Origin of the sequence: Marseilla massiliensis (genome assembly GCF_023336985.1) — a bacterium.
Lineage (GTDB): Bacteria > Bacteroidota > Bacteroidia > Bacteroidales > Bacteroidaceae > Prevotella > Prevotella intestinigallinarum.
Window position 1 is genome coordinate 78,857 of the sequence record NZ_JAMBLP010000005.1, and the last position, 19,447, is coordinate 98,303.

Annotated in this window: 10 protein-coding genes; 6 read left to right on the forward strand and 4 right to left on the reverse strand. The window is 52.9% G+C overall.

What is annotated here, in order from left to right; translation table 11 throughout:
• The first annotated feature begins 15 nt into the window (after positions 1 to 15).
• Genes M3089_RS05445 through M3089_RS05455 form a run of 3 tightly spaced genes read left to right on the forward strand, consistent with a single transcriptional unit; the run spans position 16 to position 7,856 of the window.
• Entirely contained in the window at positions 16 to 1,779 is a 1,764-nt protein-coding gene (locus M3089_RS05445; RefSeq protein WP_249082278.1) for a RagB/SusD family nutrient uptake outer membrane protein, read from the forward strand.
• Between the two features lie 30 nt (positions 1,780 to 1,809).
• Complete coding sequence (locus M3089_RS05450; RefSeq protein ID WP_249082279.1) at positions 1,810 to 5,484, forward strand: glycosyl hydrolase; 3,675 nt, start codon at positions 1,810 to 1,812, stop codon at positions 5,482 to 5,484.
• 2 nt (positions 5,485 to 5,486) lie between these two features.
• The gene (locus tag M3089_RS05455; protein ID WP_249082281.1) at positions 5,487 to 7,856 is read left to right on the forward strand and encodes a hypothetical protein; all 2,370 of its coding nucleotides are present in this window, start codon (positions 5,487 to 5,489) and stop codon (positions 7,854 to 7,856) included.
• Between the two features lie 456 nt (positions 7,857 to 8,312).
• Here M3089_RS05455 and M3089_RS05460 read toward each other — a convergent pair whose 3' ends face one another.
• The 3 genes from M3089_RS05460 to M3089_RS05470 are packed head-to-tail and all read right to left on the reverse strand — an operon-like array spanning position 8,313 to position 12,889.
• The gene (locus M3089_RS05460) at positions 8,313 to 9,791 is read right to left on the reverse strand and encodes a DUF5687 family protein (RefSeq protein WP_249082283.1); all 1,479 of its coding nucleotides are present in this window, start codon (positions 9,789 to 9,791) and stop codon (positions 8,313 to 8,315) included.
• The gene (locus tag M3089_RS05465; RefSeq protein WP_205107637.1) at positions 9,788 to 10,390 is read right to left on the reverse strand and encodes a LolA-like putative outer membrane lipoprotein chaperone; all 603 of its coding nucleotides are present in this window, start codon (positions 10,388 to 10,390) and stop codon (positions 9,788 to 9,790) included. Before M3089_RS05465 ends, M3089_RS05460 begins: the two co-directional genes overlap by 4 nt.
• Before the next feature lie 39 nt (positions 10,391 to 10,429).
• Positions 10,430 to 12,889 (reverse strand): FtsK/SpoIIIE family DNA translocase, encoded by a 2,460-nt coding sequence (locus tag M3089_RS05470; RefSeq protein ID WP_249082285.1) that lies wholly within the window; start codon positions 12,887 to 12,889, stop codon positions 10,430 to 10,432.
• 263 nt (positions 12,890 to 13,152) lie between these two features.
• Between M3089_RS05470 and M3089_RS05475 the strand changes: the two genes are divergently transcribed.
• From M3089_RS05475 to tilS, 3 genes are read left to right on the forward strand one after another with little or no spacing between them, the layout of a single operon-like run.
• Positions 13,153 to 13,794 carry a 3'-5' exonuclease gene (locus M3089_RS05475; protein ID WP_205107641.1) on the forward strand — a complete coding sequence of 214 codons (642 nt, stop codon included), beginning with the start codon at positions 13,153 to 13,155 and terminating at the stop codon, positions 13,792 to 13,794.
• A complete protein-coding gene (locus tag M3089_RS05480; RefSeq protein WP_249082287.1) occupies positions 13,766 to 14,953 on the forward strand; it encodes a class I SAM-dependent rRNA methyltransferase in 1,188 nt (395 codons plus the stop codon). The genes M3089_RS05475 and M3089_RS05480 overlap by 29 nt, the downstream gene beginning before the upstream one ends.
• 6 nt (positions 14,954 to 14,959) lie before the next feature.
• Positions 14,960 to 16,300 (forward strand): tRNA lysidine(34) synthetase TilS, encoded by a 1,341-nt coding sequence (tilS, locus tag M3089_RS05485; protein WP_249082288.1) that lies wholly within the window; start codon positions 14,960 to 14,962, stop codon positions 16,298 to 16,300.
• Positions 16,301 to 16,750: 450 nt separating this feature from the next.
• On the opposite strand, the gene M3089_RS05490 is transcribed toward tilS, so the two are convergent.
• Positions 16,751 to 19,285, reverse strand: coding sequence for an ATP-dependent Clp protease ATP-binding subunit (locus tag M3089_RS05490; RefSeq protein ID WP_249082291.1), 2,535 nt, complete (start codon positions 19,283 to 19,285; stop codon positions 16,751 to 16,753).
• Positions 19,286 to 19,447 lie beyond the last annotated feature (162 nt).

Consider the following 19,447-nt stretch of genomic DNA (forward strand, 5'->3'; position numbering starts at 1 on the left):
ATAATAAACGAAAATATGAAAACGAAATATCTGCTGTTTGGCGGGCTTGTTGCCGCATCGTCTCTGTTGTCGGCATGTAGTGATTTCTTCGACCAAGATTCCGACCACGTGATTTTTGCCGATGATTATGAGTTAAACCAGTCGTCGGATACCATCTACTCACTTACCGGAATAATGTCAAAGATGCAGGCTTTGGGCGACCGCACCGTCCTTCTTGGTGAAGTCAGGGGTGATTTGGTCGACGTTACAAATTCTGCAAACGCCGATTTGCGAGAGTTGGCACAGTTTGACGTAAGCGACGGAAACAGGTATAACAGCCCCAAGGACTATTATGCTGTGATCAACAACTGCAACCTCTACTTATCCAAGGCTGATACGGCTGTTAGGAACAGTGCCAACAAGTCGTTGTTCATCAAGGAGTATGCAGCAGTAAAAGCCTATAGGGCATGGACATATCTGCAGCTTGCGTTGAATTATGGAAAGGTGCCATTTTATACCAAGCCAATAACGACGAAAGAGCAGGCCGAAGCAAAATACCCGGAAAAGGATATCGTTGATTTGTGCAATACACTTGTTGCCGACATCGCTCCGCTGGCCGATGTCGAGATACCCGGGTTAGGCAATATCGGTATTACCGACAGCCGTATGCTGTACTTCCCGATATATGTGTTGTTGGGCGACCTTAATCTGTGGGCCGGAAATTACAAGGAGGCTGCCATGGCTTATTATAAGTACATCACCACCGCCAACGGTAGCAATTCGTATTTCCCCATCACCTCACGCAGTGTGATGTGGACCGGCCCGGAGTGGGTATCTATCGGTGACAATTGGAGCAACATGTTCAACTCGGAGATTTTTACCACCGACCGTGAGATAATTACGATGATAGCCGGCGACTCCATACCTTCTGAAGGCAACTACAGCCAGTTGCGCAATATATACAACAGCAGTGCAGACAATGATTACAAGGTCAGCCTTGTTCCATCTGAGTCATTGAAGGAGTTGTCGCAGCGTCAGGTTTGGTGTTACTTGGCAAACAACGGACGTGATACGGTGTATGCTCCTTCAAACCTCACGAGAAATCGTGCCGGCGACTTGAGGCTTGTTTCCTGCTGGAGGTCATATCAGTCGGTTTATGAGGGCAACACTGTGACGAGGCAGTTCGTCAGTAAGTTCCTTACCAGAAACATCCACGTTTACCGTCGGGCTACTGTTTACCTGCGTCTTGCCGAGGCGTTGAATCGTGCCGGCTACCCGCATTTTGCCTACGAGATATTGTCGGAGGGGGTTAACAACAAAGTGACTGAGCGAGATGTGCTGCCGTATTGCAAGACCCCGGCAGACTCGGCTTTCGTCAAGTCTTTCAATTTCCCGTACAGCTCCAATTCGGGCTACATCGTGCTTGATGCCGGGGCGGAACATTCGTACAATACCATTGGATTGCATTCGCGTGGTTGCGGCCTGAGCCAGTACAACAAGTACTATCTTATGCCCGACGATTCCACCCTCAGCGAAAAGGAGCGTCTGGACTATCAGATACGCAAGGTAGAGGACATGATTGTCGACGAAGGTGCCTTGGAGTTTGCCTTTGAGGGCGTTCGTTATTACGATTTGTTGCGTGTGGCCCTCAGGCGCAATGACCCAAGCTATCTCGCTGACCGTATTTACGCCCGCAGGGGGGCAGAGCGCATAAGCGAGGTCAAGTCGGAAATAAAGGCAGACCTTACCGACAGGGCTAATTGGTTCTTGTCGTGGAATGGTAAGTTGGGTGTTAAGTGACGCTTGTCTAATAAACATAATGAATTCACTATGCGAATGAATATGTCATATAGATGGGCAATACTATCCCTGGGCCTTCTTGCCGGTTCGGTTGCCGAGTCGGCCAATAAGGTGGTGACTGTTAGCCAAGTCACCTCGGATGTTGTTATTGCCGATGATGTTGATTATCACATAACAGACAATGCACCGTTTTCCATGACGGGCAGCATCAATATAACGGCCGTTGACCATGCCGTGGTTGTGTTTGACAATGTAAAGCCGTCAAGGCTGCTTGCCCTTCTGCCTCATGTCAGAATCAACGGCCAGGAAGCCGTCAACAACAAGACATGCCAGGTAAAGATATACAACCAGGGGGGCATGATACTGCCATACGGCAGCGACATCAGGCCGCTCACTGTTTACAGCGGCCAGAATTTCACGGGCGAGGCGGTCAATGACTTCGGGCTCGAGAGCAGCGGTGGCTTCATGAACACGCTCAGCGACGGCAAGCTTAACAACAAGATACGCAGCTTCAAGTTGAAAAGGGGCTATATGGTCACTTTTTCAACCCGTGCGGGTGGTTATGGCTACAGCCGTTGCTTCATAGCCGACACCGAAGACTTGGAACTGGCTGAAATGCCCGCAATACTCGACCGCAGCATATCGTCATACCGTATATTCAAATGGAATGACGCCAGCAAGAAGGGTTTGGCCAATGATACGCGTTCTGGTTCGAATGATGCCTTGAACACAACATGGTGCTATTCGTTCGGACTGGGCGAAGACACGGGCATCGACCGCGAGTGTGTGGCCCACCATATTTATGAGGGCTGGCCGTCGGTGGCCGATTGCGGAAGAAACGGATATACAACTTCGGCGCCTACGATGAAGACGAACAACGAGCCGGGCAACAAGGCCGACGACCATCCGCAGAGCGTGGCAGAGGTGCTGGCAAACTGGGAGCGCCTCATGGCCACCGGTTTGCGGTTGTGCTCGCCGTCGTCTCATGACGGCAGCTTGAATTGGCTGAAAGAGTTTATTGACTCCGTTGATGCAAGGGGGTGGCGTTGCGATGTGCTTGACGTGCATTCCTATTGGCCGTCAGGCAGTTTCTACGGTCTGCAGTCGTGGTATAACAACTATGGCCGTCCGTTGTGGATATCCGAATGGTGCTGGGGCGCTTCGTGGAATCGCAACGGAGCTTTCAACCCTTCGCTTAGCGACGATGAGGCCAGGAGGCAGAATGCCGACAAGGTGAAAGAGCTGACCGAACTGATGAATGGTTATGGATATGTAGAGCGTTTCTCATACTGGAATTCAGAGGCCGACAGGTCGAAACTGTATGTCAATGGCGTGTTGACCGGTGCCGGCAAAAACTATGCAGCCTTGCCCGGAGTGATTGGATATAACAAGCGTTATGAGTTCATTCCGAAGCTGCCAAAGTCGAAGGGGGCACCGTCTGACCTTTCGTGCCGCTTCAGCGCTGCCGATGGGGTGGCCGTGCTCAGTTGGCACGAGCCTAATGGCGAATACAACAAGAGCATGTTTGTGGAGCGCCGCAAGAAGGGCGCCGCCTGGGAACCCCTGGCGGAGGTCGAGCTGAAAGAAGGCGAAGCCGACTACCGTCTGGAAGATGCCGGGGCGTTCGATGGTGCAGAGTATCGCATACATGTTGTTTATGCCGATGGCAAGGATTATTTCACGGCCAAGTCGGCAACGGCTGTTCCAGACAGGCTGGTAGCCGGCGATGCGCTTGTCATAGGCGGGAAAACCTACTACATAGGAGGCAACTTGTTGCCAAACGGCAACTTTGACTTCGGCACAGATGGATGGACCAACGGCGAAGGCAGGCAGCTGTCGTGGCCCGACTTCGAGGTCATGGGCAAGGGCGGATACGACGGCGGCACATATCTGCAGGCATATTCACACCATTCGCCTGACAAGGCCGGTGCCGTCAAGACCGTTGTCGACTTGGAGAAAGGGGCCGACTATTACTTTAGCGTAGCCTCTTATTTCAACGGCATGTCGGTAAACAAGTTGAGCATGACGCGCGATGGTGTCAACGAAGACTCTACCGTGGTTGGAATACCCAACAACGTGGTGTGGTCGAAATACGCAACAGCATTCAATGCGGGTACTTACAGCAAGGCCATTGTCTCACTCGCATATTTAAGGTCGTGCGCCCAGTTTGATCAATTCATGGTTTCGCGGCTGTTTGCTTCAAAGGATGCAGCCATTGCCGACGGGTTGAAGGCCGAGACAAACAGGGCCCGCATGCTGATAGACTTCAACAAAACGCTGCCAAACCTTAACGCCGGCGTCAGTTCGGTGTTGGAGCGTACCGAAACAACCGAGGCCCATTTGAGGGCGTTGGTTGCCGTCGTCGACAACACCATAAGGGCCATCCAAGGCAAGCGCAAGGCCGACTCGCTGGCTGTCTTGGCCGACGCTGCCATCAGCGAAGGGTTTGACGGCAGCGAAAGCCTTGAGGCGTCGATGGCTGTGCTGAAGGAGACATCGTCGGCAGAGACATATCTGAGCGAGGTGGAAAAGATGGAAGGCGTGCTTTCGTCGTGCATGCCGTTAAATGCCACCACATTCATCAAATATCCGTCGTTTGAGCAGCAAACCGCCGATTGGGTTCAATCGGGGTCATACGCCGGCGGACAGCAGGGCGTGATGACAGCCGATGGCAAAAAGTGCTGGCGGGCACAGTGGAACGGTTTGGGCGCATCGGAGTCGAACGATAAGTCGATGGCTGTGTCGCAGACAATAGTCAAGGATGCCGACGGCGAATATCTTTCACACGGTTTGTATGTATTGGAGTGCAAGGCGTCGACGGAGCATTATTGCATCACCGACCAGCATTCATACTTGTTGTATAAAGGCGACAGCATTGTCTCGCCGGCATTGTCGGCCGACTACATGGACATCCCCACCATATCGGGGGATGGCAAATGGCAGACATTGGCCACACCGCCGGTGTATGTAGGCGACAGGGATACCCTGACCATTGGGTTTGCCGCAACCAAAGCCAACGCCATAGACAATGCGTGGAAGCCTTATGGCGACAATGGTGGTAAGGGCGACATGCGTGAGGGCAGCTGGTGGGCAACCGATTTTGTGCTCCGCCATCTTCCCGTTTATCATTACAAAACCGACGGCAACGGGTGGTTTACCCTTTGCCTGCCTTACGACGCGGCACCATCCAAGGGGGTAAGGTTTTATCAAATTGCAGGCATCACGCAGGATAAGTCGCAGATTTGCCTGGAGGAGATTGCCGGCACGCCAGCCGGTGTGCCGTGTGTGGTTTATTCAGACCATGCTGATGTGGTGATTTATGAGACAGGCGAGAAGGTTGCAAGGCGCACGCCCGGCCCCAACGGGCTCAACGGGTTGTTCATAACTTCTGCCACCACGCCCGAGAACGGACTTGTCTTGCAGAATGGCGAATGGGTTGTGCAAAACTCACCCAACAGGGATGAGAGGGCCGCGATTGGCAACTACTCCGCCTACATCAAGAGCCTCGACAACATCAGCGAGCTCGCCGCTTGGAGCGGGGTAACCCTTCCTGTCGGCATGCTTGTGTCGTCAATCAGCAATGCCAAGGCCGACGGGGCCACGCCTGCATATTATTCTCTCGACGGCGTAAGGTACAAAGATGAACCCAAGTCAGGGGTTTATTTGAAGGTAATTAACGGTAAAGCAATTAAAGTAGTGAGATGAACATGATTAAGAACAGACTATTCATGGTTGACAACAAGGCTTTGTCTGTGTTGGCGATGCTGGCTGTTATGTCACTGCGGGTTTTTGCCGGCGACATAACAGTTACCACCGACAAGCGTTTTGCCAGGGGGGCAACGATGGCTTTCGGCCGTATGACAGTTACAGGCTCCGATATCCGTGAGACCGGTTTCTGTTGGGCTGAGACACCGGAGCCAACAGTCGACGACAACAAGACTGTGAAATACCTGTCGAAAAATGGAAAGATATATTGGTTGCAGAACCTTAATCCTTCCACATTATATTATATGCGTGCGTATGCCATTGGCAATGATGGTACTGCGCATTATGGCCAAGTGATAAGGTTTTACACCATACCAATGGGGCGTATAGAATATACCATACGTGATGGTGGCCCCGATGACGCCCGTAACCGAATAGCCAATGCTACCAAGAGCGCCATTGACTGGTGGAACAACCTGACGTCGATTACCGGCTTTTCTACGAGCGTAGGCTATGAAGCCGGGGTGAACACAGCCGATTGCTCTTATGGAGGATGGGTAAGGGTTGGCCCCAACGCCTCGTATCAGCGCACTGGCACCATACTTCACGAGCTGCTTCATGGCGTCGGCGTCATACCATGGGCCGACACGGAGTGGAGCCGCCACAACCTCAGGGCTTCGGTCAACGGCGATGGCTATGGCACAGGTGCATGGTTGGGCGACCGTGTGACTGAGGTGGTAAGGTTTTTGGAAAACAACAACTCTGCAAGGCTTAACGGCGACTACCAGCATCTGTGGCCATACGGCATAAACGGAGCGCATGAGGACGACGACTCCGAGGTGCTTTATATAGGCAACAGCCTTGTTTGCCAGGCTCTCGGTGAGGACGGACTGCAGCATACCGTGTCGAGCTTTGCGCGCCCGTACCATGCGTTCAACCATGAGGAGGGCAGGAAATACTACATCAAGAACGAGTCGGTGGACTGCGGGCTGTACGACTCTTACCTCATGGTGGCCGCCAATGGGGCGCTGGCCTGGAAGAAGATGTCGGCCGAAGAGGCCGCAGGCAACGACAGCGCGGCATGGACAATCACGTTTACGCCGCAAAACCAGTACTATCAGTTGAAAAACGTTTCTACCGGCAGGTATATGAGTTATGCTTCTCCCGGGCCCGGGGGCATAGCCACGTCGGCAGTGGCGGTGCCTGCGACGGCAGAAGATTTCCAGCTCATGCGTGGGCGGAATGACATATATGCGGGCATGGCCAGATTGTCGAACCGCGGATATTGGATAGTTCACCCCGAAAGCAATTGGACGCCAAACTGCCTGCAGGCTGCCCCCGGCGGAGCAACGGCGGCCGCCACTTTCAACATCTCAAACTCTGCTGAAAGCCAACGGTGGCTGATACTGTCTGCCGACGACATCGACGAGGTAAGCACTGCGTCGGTAAAGGGAATCAAGTCGGAGATAGAAAACTCAATATCCGAGTTGGAGAGGCTTGTTGCCGTGCCCCATGTAGAGAATGTTGCCGGGCTTGACGCCGACATGGCTACGGTTGTGGCACGGGCGCGCGAGGTCGTGGGCCGTTCCGACGACATGGCTGAGTTGGAGTCGGCCAGGGACGGCCTGCGCGAAGCAGTGGGCACATTCCTCAACAGCGTGGCGGCCAAGAGCGCCGACGAGCCGTTTGACCTCACATACATGATGGCCAATCCGGGCTTTGAGACGACCGACGGCTGGGCCGTGTCGCCTGTTGTCAATTATTCGTGCGGCGAGTTTTACAGCAAGGCCTTCGACATGAACCAAGTCTTGGCCGGTATGCCAGCAGGCACGTACAGCCTGCGTGTCAAAGGCTTCCAGCGTCCCGGGGCGGCTTCCGACGTTTGGGCAAAATACTCTGCCGGGCAGAGCAAGGTGACGGCATTCATGTATCTGGGTTCTGCAGTCAAGCGGTTGAGCAACATCTGTGCGGGCGCTTCTGGCAGCAGGTTGGGCGGAAGCGAGTCTGCCGTCGGTGCCCCTGCCATGTATATACCCAACGACATGCAGTCGGCAAGCATATACTTCTCGAAAGGGATGTACGAAAACGAAGTGGTGTATGACAACCCAAACAAAGGCGGCTCATTGAAACTGGGCATCCGTTCGGCAAGTATGCCTGATAAGTATTGGTGCATTTTTGACGACTTCCGCTTGTATTTCTATGGAAAGGAGTCGTCGACGTCACTCGGAATCGATGATGTCGATGCCGGCAGGGCCTGTCGTTCGTCGGTCATTTATTCGTTGGATGGCCGTCTTGTCGGTAGCGATGCTTCTGCGTTTGAGCGCCTTCCCAAAGGCATCTACATCGTCAACGGTATGAAAGTAGTGAAGTAGGGGCGCCCGGTCTATTGTGCCTAAAGCATTGACGTCGGCGTTTGACCCATGCCCGCAATCGTGGCTACGTACGGGCAGCGACTGTTTGTCTTGGCTTGCGGCAATGCCGCGCGTTCAAGACGGGTGGTTGCGTAACGTCAAACGTGCCGTTTCATTTGTCGGAACGGCACGTTTTGAAGTCTCAAACGGCAGGCTTTGCAATTCGTTGGCAACCAGGCTATTGCAACCTACCGTCTCCGTCGGTTTAAGAGGAGGCAAGAGGCATGCCTGTGGATGGGCGTACTGGGCGCCTGAAAACGCTACGGTGGAGGTAAGATATTGGTTTCTAAATGATTTTTGTTCAGTTGTTTGTGGTTATGGTCTTGCCTGCGAAAAGGTAAGACCATAACTTTTTCTTTATCTGCGGGGGTGGGGGCGGGATGGCGTGTCCCGTCGTATTCCGATGACTGCAACGCGCTATCTTGTGGCGTGGAATCCCTCAAGGTTTGCGTGTTTCTTGCGCATCATCCTTGCATATATGTTATGCAGCCACAACTTGTGGGTCACGGTAAACACCAACCCTGCGACCGTCATTATCAGTAGCGATGTTTCCTTGCCTACGGCGAGGGCAATCAGCTGTATGGCAGCTATAGGGGCAATGAACGAAACAATGCCTATCATGGCCGGGATGGCATTGTTGGAGCCCGGCCTTCCTATTGCAGTATTGTTGAGAGGCATTGTCTGCCGGTTGTTCACTGCCAGTTGGAAGAGGATGAAATAAATTGGCCCGGTGGTTGTGAACAACCCGGCAAAGACCAATGACGGTGGCAGCTTGCCCGAAATCATGGCCGGCAGCAGTATGGCCAGCGGCACGGCCAGCACCATGCAGTAATAGTAATATTTTGCCTTGAGCAGTTGGTAGGTGCTCTCTTTGTGCGTCATGAGCATGTCGATGTAGTTTCCCTCGGCTCCCATAATTCTTGTCAGGTTGACTATACCAAAAAAGATGAAGCAGTAGAAGCAATAGGTGGTCTGCGAGAAACTGTCGTTGTCGTAGATGGTGGTAAATGTAATCATCGCGCTCAGTAGCGACATTAGCAATATGCCCTGCATGAAATTGCGCTTGATGGCTTTGTTGCGCATCGTGCTTTTAATCTCAAGTTTCATGTATTCGCCGGTTATTCCCCATTTCTCGGGCAATGTTATCTTTGTCGCGGCCTTGCGCTTAGTGCCGTCGCCTGTGGCTTCTTGCGTGGCGGAACACAGCAAGACGTGACGGTTGGCCACAAACAGCATCGCGAAGCATGCCATGTATGCCAAGATAGAAACCGGCGTATGTCCGTGTGCGACAAAGAAGTCGAGAATGGCCTCGGGGGCGTCGCTTGTCGACGCCATGCCGGCGGCAGCCATCGGCATGGCGTATGCCATGGCAGGCAATGCCCACCAAGCCAGGCTTTTGTTTGTCAGGGAGCGCACCAACAGTTGCCACAGGCAGTTTGTCTCTATCAGAAATTGGCAGACCAGCGCAATGCCCGCTGCCTCTGGCAGGGGTGCCACGCCCATGGCGGCAACAGTGATGCAGTGTGGAATGAAGAGGCATAGCCAAACGAAATTGTAGCCTGCCGCGAGCGAAGAGAGCAGCAAGCTGTCTATCACTTCAGACCGTTTGACCGGGAGGATGAGATATGGCGTAATGTCGATGGGCTTCTTTCGGGATGCAAAGCGCATCGAGAAGTCTACAATAAGCACAAACGGCATTACGCCCGCGATGGTGTACGGGCCAATGTCTTTTGCCAAGAAGCCGAGGCCCACACCGCATGCCGAAAGGTAAAGGCATGCGAGTGCGGCCCCAAACCATTCCAGCGCCTTCGACCATCGTGAGCCTGACGCCGGGTTGCGGCGCTCGCCCAGTAGCATGATGCCGAGAAACAGCCGTATGCGCTGAGCCCTTGTCATCTGAGGTCAATTATTTCGGCCTTCGGATAAGCTTTTGCGTTGAATGTGAATGTTGCGTCATTCAGGTTGGCTTTCTTGAAGTTGCTTATTACTATAGTGCTCCAGTTTGCCCCTTGACGCATCTTGATTTGCGTTGGCACATAGGTCGACTTGTTTACCGTGATGTACATTTCCTGAATCTGGCGCGACTTGTTGGTCGCTGTCAGGTGAACCTGGTAGTTGGTGCCAACGGTCTTCATCTTATACGTAAACCCTGTTCGGTACATATTGATGAAGTTGTAGGGATTGATTGCCTGCAGTTCGCCTTCGGTCGGAGTGTTTATGTTCACCTCGTTGCTTCTGGCCATGTAGGTCCATTGGGTAGTCCCGTCAAACCACACGGTGGCCGCCGGTGTGGTAGTCTTAAACTTCCGGCCTTTTATCGCAATGCTTCCCGTGGTATTGCCGTACTGGCTGCTTGCGATGCGGAAGCTGGCCGAAGCCCCTCCCTTGTTGCTCACCACGGCAGCTACTTTGTCGAGCACCGCTTTGGCCGGTTGGGCCATTGCCCCACAGCTTAGTGTAATCAAGGCTATCAAAGCAAGAATGTTTCTTTTCATATACTTTTCGTTTTCTAAATTCTATATGGTTGTGTACACTCAGTGACCCGTCCTCAATGACTTTATCTGGTTGTCAAGACTGACCTCGTCCTGGATAAGCACTTCACGCGGCTTGCTGCCCATTGCTGCCCCAACGATGCCGGCCTTCTCGAGCTGGTCCATCAGTCGGCCGGCCCTGTTGTAGCCGATGGAGAACTTGCGTTGGATGAGGCTGGTGCTGCCCGACTGGTTAAGCACTATGAGGCGTGCCGCTTCCTCAAACAGCGGGTCGAGGTGCTGCATGTCCATGTCGGCCGAACTGCCAAGGTTTTCGCCGTCGCCATTGTCCGGCTCTGGCAGCTCGAACGGCGTGGTATATCCCTGTTGCTGGGCAATGTACTTGTTGATGCGTTCCACTTCGGGCGTGTCTACAAATGCGCATTGCACCCGGACAGGCTCGTTTCCGTTGAGGAAGAGCATGTCGCCACGCCCAATCAGCTGGTTGGCACCCGGCCTGTCGAGAATTGTCTTCGAGTCAATCATGGCACTGACCTTAAAGGCAATGCGCCCCGGGAAGTTGGCCTTGATGTTTCCGGTGATGATGCTTGTCGTGGGGCGCTGGGTCGCAATGACCATGTGTATGCCCACGGCACGCGCCAACTGGGCTATTCTCGCAATGGGAAGCTCTATTTCCTTGCCTGCAGTCATTATCAGGTCGCCGAACTCATCGATTATCACTACTATGTAGGGCATGAACCGATGGCCCTTCTCCGGGTTGAGCTGCCTTGAGATAAACTTCTTGTTATACTCCTTTATGTTGCGCGCGCCGGCTTGCTTGAGCAAGTCGTAGCGTGTGTCCATCTCCTTGCACAGGCTGTTGAGCGTCCTTACTACTTTGCTGACGTCCGTAATGATGGGTTCGGCGTCTTCGTCCGGCACTTTGGCAAGGAAGTGGTTGGCTATCGGGCTGTATATGCTGAACTCGACCTTCTTGGGGTCTATGAGCACAATTTTCAGTTCTGCAGGGTGCTTCTTGTATAGAAGTGATGTGATGATTGCATTGAGGCCAACCGACTTTCCCTGTCCTGTCGCACCGGCCACAAGCAGGTGCGGAATCTTGGCAAGGTCGAACATGAACACCTCGTTGGTAATGGTCTTTCCCACGGCACAAGGCAGTTCCATCGTCGTCTCCTGGAATTTCTTTGAATTAAGTATGCTTTCCATCGATACGATGTTTTGCTTTGCGTTAGGCACTTCAATGCCGATGGTGCCTTTCCCTGGTATCGGGGCAATGATTCTGATGCCCAATGCCGAGAGGCTCAGCGCTATGTCGTCCTCAAGATTGCGTATCTTTGAGATTCTGACCCCTTGCGCCGGGGTGATTTCATATAGGGTTATTGTCGGGCCTACCGTGGCTTTTATGCTGCTTATCTCGACCCCGAAGTTGCGCAACACTTCCACGATGCGGTTTTTGTTGGCTGTCTGCTCGGCCATGTCGATGTAAGGCTTGCCGTCATTCTCATACTTCTTCAGCAAGTCGAGCGTAGGGTAGTGGTAGTTCTCCAAGTCGCGCTTGGGGTCGTAGGGGGCCATTGTCGTCACATTCCCGTTGACCAGTGAGGTGCCGACAGCCTCTTTCTCGTCGCCGGCCACCTTGATGTCCATGACCACATCTTTGTCTTTCTCTGTGTCGGCAGGCTCGGGTGTCGCTTTTGTGTCGCCTGTGGCTCGGGCCGGCCCTGTTGGCGTGGCAACGTCATCTCCTTCAAACTCAATCACTTCGGTTGTGGGGTCGTCAAATACCTTGGGGTCTTCAAGAGTTTCGATAGTGTTGGTCGGCTTTGCTGTGTTTTGCTCTTCATAGCTCGTGACGTTGAACTTGACCCTGTCGGTAAAGAATTTGACGGGGTTGAGCAGCTTCCTTATCAGGTAGATAGTTTCTGCGCTGATGTATGTCAGGAAGGCTATGGCAATGACAATAAGTATGGCTGTTAGGCCGGGAGAGCCCACCAGGTTTTCTATTGTCGTGCAAAGGAACACTCCGTGGTCGCCACCCGGGTTGTAGCACTGGTCTACAAACACGGGTGAGAGAAACTTGGCCAGCGTTACCGACAGCCATATCATCAGTAGCATCAGGCACAGAAACCACTTGACGAGGTTGAGTTGGTATGCCCTCATGAGCCTCATGGCCACCATGCACAAGAATGTGGGCACGAGAAACGACGCCAGTCCAAAGCATCTTTTTACGAAAAAGTAGGCTGTGTGCGCCCCGATGGAGCCACAACTGTTTTTAAACTCACGCTGGGTGTTCATCAATTCGCCTACCTTAGGCATTTCAATCAATGTCTGGTCGGCTGCACCTGTGGTGAAAAACGAGGTGAACGCCAATATCATATAACCGGCCATTACGAGTAAAAGCAGGCCAATTACAAAATTCAGTTTCTCGTTGTGGAATATAGTATTGAACCCAAGGGTTTCGCTTAGAGAAGAAGTTTTACGCTTATCTTTTTTCCTTGCCATCTTTGAATCTTTCTCAATTATTGTGCAAATGTAGCTGAAAAAAGTCAGAATAGATAATAAACTCATGATTTTTTTGTAATTTTGCATCTTGAAACGCTTTCACTGCAGAGGGGCGCGACCGGCCTGTTGACAGTCTGAATGGCGGTGGCTGACATTGGGTGAAAGCTTGCCATACTACAGCATAGTCCTGTGGGTGAGTTGGTTCCGGTTGGCTGTTCGGCTCAGGCATATAGGATTGGCGTATAATAGTGTTAGAATAAACGATGAAAACAATATATAATAAGTATGACAAGTCGCAAATCGGCGTGCTGCCCCGGGCTTTGTTCCAGGGGCGTATCGTGGTTGTGCTGTCAGCAACAGAAGCCAAAAAGGCTGTTGACTTCCTGCTGTCACAGCCCATATTGGGTATAGACACGGAGACACGGCCTTCGTTTAAGAAAGGCGTGACGCACAAAGTGTCGTTGCTTCAGGTGTCTTCAGTGGATACTTGTTTCTTGTTCAGGCTTAACATCATTGGCATGTCGGAAGACATCATACGCCTATTGGAAGATACCAAGGTGCCCAAGGTCGGACTGTCGCTTCACGACGACCTCCTGATGTTGCACAAGATAGCCGAGTTTAAGCCCGGTTATTTCATTGACTTACAGGACCACGTGGGCGAGATAGGCATAGAAGACAAGAGCTTGCAGAAGCTTTACGCAAACGTGTTCGGTGAGAAGATAAGCAAAGGGCAGAGGCTTACAAACTGGGAGGCCGACGTGCTCAACGACAATCAAAAGCTGTATGCCGCTACGGATGCTTGGGCTTGCATCAAGCTTTACGAGGAGTTGCAACATCTGAAAGCCTATGGCGATTACGAATTAATAAAGCAAGAAGATGGACAAGTACAAAAAAGTATATCTTAGAAAAGGCAAGGAACAGAGCCTTGACCGCTTCCACCCATGGGTGTTCTCTGGCGCGATAGCCCACGTGGACGATGGCGTCGACGAGGGCGAGGTTGTTAATGTGTTTTCGTCCGACGGTAGTTTCATTGCCGTGGGGCATTACCAGATAGGCTCTATCTCTGTCAGGGTGTTGTCATTCGATGATTGCGATATTGATTCAAAGTTCTGGTCTGCCTCGCTGAAGGGCGCTTTGGAAATGCGCATTGCCCTTGGCCTGGCCGACAGTTCGGCCGGCGACACCTATCGTCTGGTGCATGGCGAGGGCGATTTCTTGCCCGGCCTGGTCATCGACGTGTATGGCAAGACCGCTGTAATGCAGGCCCACAGCGTTGGGATGCACATGATGCGCAACGACATTGCCCGAGAGTTGATGGCTGTCATGGGCGGGCGCATTGACAATATTTATTATAAGAGTGAGACAACACTGCCATTCAAGGCCGAGTTGGGGCAGGAAGACGGCTTCATCTGTGGCGGAAGCGCCGACAATGTGGCTGTGGAAAACGGATTGAAGTTTTACGTCGATTGGCTGAAAGGCCAGAAAACGGGCTTTTTCATCGACCAGCGCGACAACCGCTCTCTGCTCGAGCACTACTCGGCGGGGCGCAATGTGCTCAATATGTTCTGTTATACCGGGGGCTTTTCCGTGTATGCCATGCGTGGCGGGGCGGCGTCGGTGCATTCTGTCGACAGTAGCGCCAAGGCCATAGAGCTTACGGAGAAGAACGTGGAATTGAACTTCCCGTCTCACGAACGCCACGCTGCTTATTGTGAAGATGCCTTTAAGTACCTCGACAAAGTGGCTGACAAGTATAACCTTATCATTCTCGATCCGCCGGCATTTGCCAAGCATCGCGGGGCATTGCACAACGCCTTGAAGGGTTACACGCGGCTCAATGCCAAGGCACTTGAGAAAATACAGCCTGGCGGCATATTGTTTACGTTCTCTTGCAGCCAGGTTGTCACCAAGGACAATTTCCGAAATGCCGTATTTACCGCGGCCACTGTTGCCCGGCGCAAGGTCAGGATATTGCATCAGTTGCATCAGCCCGCCGACCATCCAATCAACATTTACCATCCTGAAGGAGAATATCTGAAGGGGCTGGTGCTTTACGTAGAATAGACGGCAGTGGCAATAAAAGACATCGTTGCAGGATATATAGCCAGGCACGGGCTTCTGGATAAGCGTTCCACATGCCTTGTTGCACTGAGTGGCGGGGCCGACAGCGTGGCCTTGTTGCTGCTTTTGCGCGAGCTGGGCTATGCCGTAGAGGCGGCCCATTGCAATTTTCACCTGAGGGGAGAAGAGTCCGAACGCGACGAGGACTTTGTTAAATGCCTTTGCCACACCAACAATGTGCCTTTGCACATAGTCCACTTTGATACAAAGGCGTATGCTTCGTTGCACAAGGTGAGCATAGAGATGGCTGCCCGACGGCTGAGGTATGCCTACTTCAAGCAACTGTTGGGCGACATCGGTGCTGCCGCTGTGTGTGTGGCCCACCATCAGAATGACAATGTCGAGACGGTGCTGATGAACCTCATGCGTGGCACCGGCATTCACGGACTGGTGGGCATAAGGCCGAAGAATGGCTTTGTGGTGCGCCCGCTGCTATGCTTGAGCCGCAGCGACATCGAACAATACCTCGGCTCACGCGGCCAGGGATATGTGACCGACAGCACAAACCTCGTGCCCGACGTGGTGCGCAACAAGATACGGCTTGAGCTGATTCCGCTGATGAAAACAATCTATCCCGAGGCTGTCGGCAACATCCAGCGCACTTCCGGGCTTGTGGCTGAGGCCGAAAAGGTGTATGATGCCGCAATCGCCGATTCGGTGTCGATGGTGACGGGGCGCGAAGGCGGTTTGGTGTATGTGGACATTGACCTACTGAAACAACAGCCTTCGCCCGAAGCCACGCTGTTTGAGATACTTCAAGGTTACGGATTTTCGTCGCAGCATGCAGAGCGGATATACCTTAACATAGACGCCGCACCGGGAAAGGTGTATTCTTCCGGCGGCTATGACTTGGCCATAGACCGGGGCAGGATGCTTATTTCAGAAAAGCGTGAACCATGCCGTGATTTGCGCATGCCTGAGCCCGGGGTATATGTCTATGGCGATGGAAGGAAGCTGCGCCTTGACGTCAGGCCGGTCGACGCGTCGTTTGCAATATCTCGGCAGGGCTGCGTGGCGAGTGTTGATGCGGCAGACGTCGCTTTCCCGCTTACACTCAGGCATGTGCGCGAAGGCGACAGGTTTGTGCCGTTTGGCATGAAAGGGTCGAAGCTTGTCAGTGATTACCTCACTGACCGCAAGCGAAACCTGTTTCAGAAGCGTGGCCAGCTTGTGGTTGAAGATGCCACCGGTAAGATTGTCTGGCTCGTGGGTGAACGCGTGGACAACAGATGCCGCATCACCGGCGAAAGCAAATCGGCGTTGATAATGTCGTTTGTCGAAGAGCCTTAGGCTGCAACCGGGCTTTGCGCTTGCGGTTGATTGATTGCCGTAGGTGCCATATCTGTAATGTGAAATTGTGGAATTCAAGCAATGCCGGCAGCCGGGCAATTTGGTATGCAAGGCAAAAAGACATAGTGTGCCAGTATGCCACGTGAGGAAAGCAGACAGGTTCGACATCTGTTTCGGCGTCAGGCTGAAACGTGGCGCCATGCCGCAGTAGGCATGGCTTTAGCATTCCTGCCATGCCCTGCAATCGCTTACTGCCTCTTTCAGTCATCTTGTCAGCCTGCTTGGCCATCCGTCGCCAGACATGCCTTTGGCAAAGGCGCCAAGCAGCATTCACGGCAGAAGCAAGAAAAATATTTTGAGTGTTATGGCCGATTTGGGGTGAAGCCCCGGCCTTATGCAACAAGGGGCAGGCTGCTTTCGGCCTGCCCCTTGTTGCATAGGGTTGATGGTTTATTCCAGAAAGACATCGTCCTTTCCCTTAGCTTTGCCAATCCTTATGGTCTGCCCTTGTTCAAGGTCGCCGTTAATGATCATTTCACACAGCTTGTCTTCAATGTAGTTCTGGATGGCCCGCTTCAAAGGCCTTGCCCCAAACTGCACGTCGTACCCCTTGGTTGCAACAAACTCCTTGGCTTCGTCGTTTATCTCGATGTTGTAGCCCAGGGCGTTGACCCTTTTGAACAGCCCCGACAGTTCGATGTCGATTATGCTCTTGATGGCCGTAAGGTCCAGTTGGTCGAATGTTATTATCTCGTCCAGGCGGTTGAGGAACTCTGGCGAGAACTGCCTGCTCAGCGATTTCTGTATGATGCTGCGCGCATACTCTTTGTCTTTGTCGTTCATGGCTATGCCCGCATTGCCCGCCGTGAATCCCACACCGTGGGAGAACTCTTTGAGCTGGCGCGTGCCCGCGTTGCTTGTCATTATGATTACCGTGTTGCGGAAGTCGACAAAGCGGCCGTTGCCGTCGGTAAGCCTGCCTTCGTCGAGCACCTGCAGCAACAGGTTGAACACATTGCCGTGGGCTTTTTCAATCTCGTCGAGCAGCACGATGGAATAGGGGTGGCGGCGCACCTTTTCCGTCAGCTGTCCGCCTTCCTCGTAACCCACGTATCCCGGAGGCGCCCCAATGAGCCTTGAAACATTGAAGCTCTCGGTGTATTCGCTCATGTCTATGCGTATAAGAGCGTCTTGCGAGCCGAACATAAACTCGGCCAGTTTCTTTGCAAGATATGTCTTGCCCACACCGGTAGGCCCGAGGAACATGAACACTCCGATAGGGTGGTTGGGGCTTTTCAACCCTACGCGGTTGCGTTGGATGGCTTTCACCATTTTGTCTATGGCCCTGTCTTGCCCCACAACCTCCTTCTTCAGCTCCGAAGCCATGCCTTTCAGGCGCAGCCCTTCCGATTCGGCCATTCGCTGCACCGGCACACCCGTCATCATCGAAACCACCTCGGCCACGTCTTTTTCGGTCACCGTCTGTCGCTCTTCGCCGTCGCCGTTGGTCCAGCGTTCGTTGAGTTCGGCCAGTTCCTTTTCCAGTTCGGTCTGCTTGTCGCGGAACCCAGCAGCCAGTTCAAAGTTCTGGTTGCGCACAGCCGCCTGCTTCTTTGCCTTTACGAGTTCAATCTCTTTCTCCTTCTCGGTTATCTCGGGCGGTATTCGTACGTTGCCCATGTGAACCCGCGAGCCTGTCTCGTCCAGAGCGTCGATGGCCTTGTCAGGGAACTGGCGGTCTGTGACATATCTCTCTGTCAGTTTGACACACGCGTTGAGAGCCCCGTCGGTATACTTCACATGGTGGTGATGCTCATACCTGTCTTTTATGTTGTTGAGTATGGTCAGCGTCTCGTCGCTGCTTGTCGGTTCCACCAGCACTTTTTGGAAACGCCTCTCGAGCGCTCCGTCTTTTTCAATGCTGTTGCGGTATTCGTCGAGCGTTGTGGCCCCGATGCACTGTATGGTGCCCCTGGCCAGTGCCGGTTTGAGAATGTTGGCGGCATCCATGCTGCCTGGAGTCGAGCCGGCGCCGATTATTGTGTGTATCTCGTCGATGAAGATAATGACGTCCGGGTTTTGCTCAATCTCCTTTATCAGCGCTTTTATGCGCTCTTCAAATTGCCCACGGTATTTCGTCCCGGCCACAATGCCGGTCATGTCGAGGCTTATAAGCCTTTTCCCGAAAAGCACCGGCGACGTCTGCCGCTTTGCAATAAGCTGTGCCAACCCTTCCACTATGGCGCTCTTTCCAACACCGGGCTCGCCAATCAGAATTGGGTTGTTTTTCTTCCTGCGGCCAATTATTTCCACCACCCGGGCAATCTCGTGCTCGCGTCCCACCACGGGGTCGAGCTTGCCTTCGGCCGCTGCCTGTGTCAGGTCGGTGCCAAAGTTGTCGAGCACGGGCGTCTTCCCGCCAGGCTTGCGTGTCTGCGTGGTGGGTTGCTGCCCGCCCTGCTGCCTGTCGCCATATTTGCCCTTGTCATCCTGGTTAGCCTCTTCGTACTCGTCTTCGTCCGGAAGTCCGATACCGTCGTTGACGCTGCTCTTCTGTTGCAGCAGAGCATATACGTCGTCGTATGTCATGTCATTCTGTTCCAATATTTCTTTTGCTCCGTTGTTTACGTTGTCGTGTAGTATTGCCAATAGAATATGTTGCTCGTCAACTCGCTGCAGATGTTGTATACGTGCCTCAAGTACAGCAAGTTTGAGTATGTTGCTCGCCTTTTCGTTTAACACGAGTTCGGATGTGTTTATTGGCTGGCCCACTTCGTTCTGCTTAACCCTGTCCTCCAGTTCGGCCTTTACGAGCCGGAGGTCGACATTCAGTCGCCTGAACACATCAATCACCGGGCCATCTTTCATCCTGAGAAGCCCCAAAAGCAGATGCTCCGGCGCAACCGAACTGCTGGCAAGGCGTGCTGCTTCTTCCCTGCTATAAGCGAGTATCTCTGATACTTTGGGTGAAAACTGGCTTGTCATATTGTCTGTTCCTTTCTTTATCTATGTAATGTGTAGTCAAGTGCGTGTTGGTGCAATGACAATATATAGTATTGCAAAAGCTGTGCCAAACATTGCTCTGGTGCTCAGCCGCGACGTCGATTTATGACATTTTGCATTTGTTTGTGCGCTCTTGGTTCCACA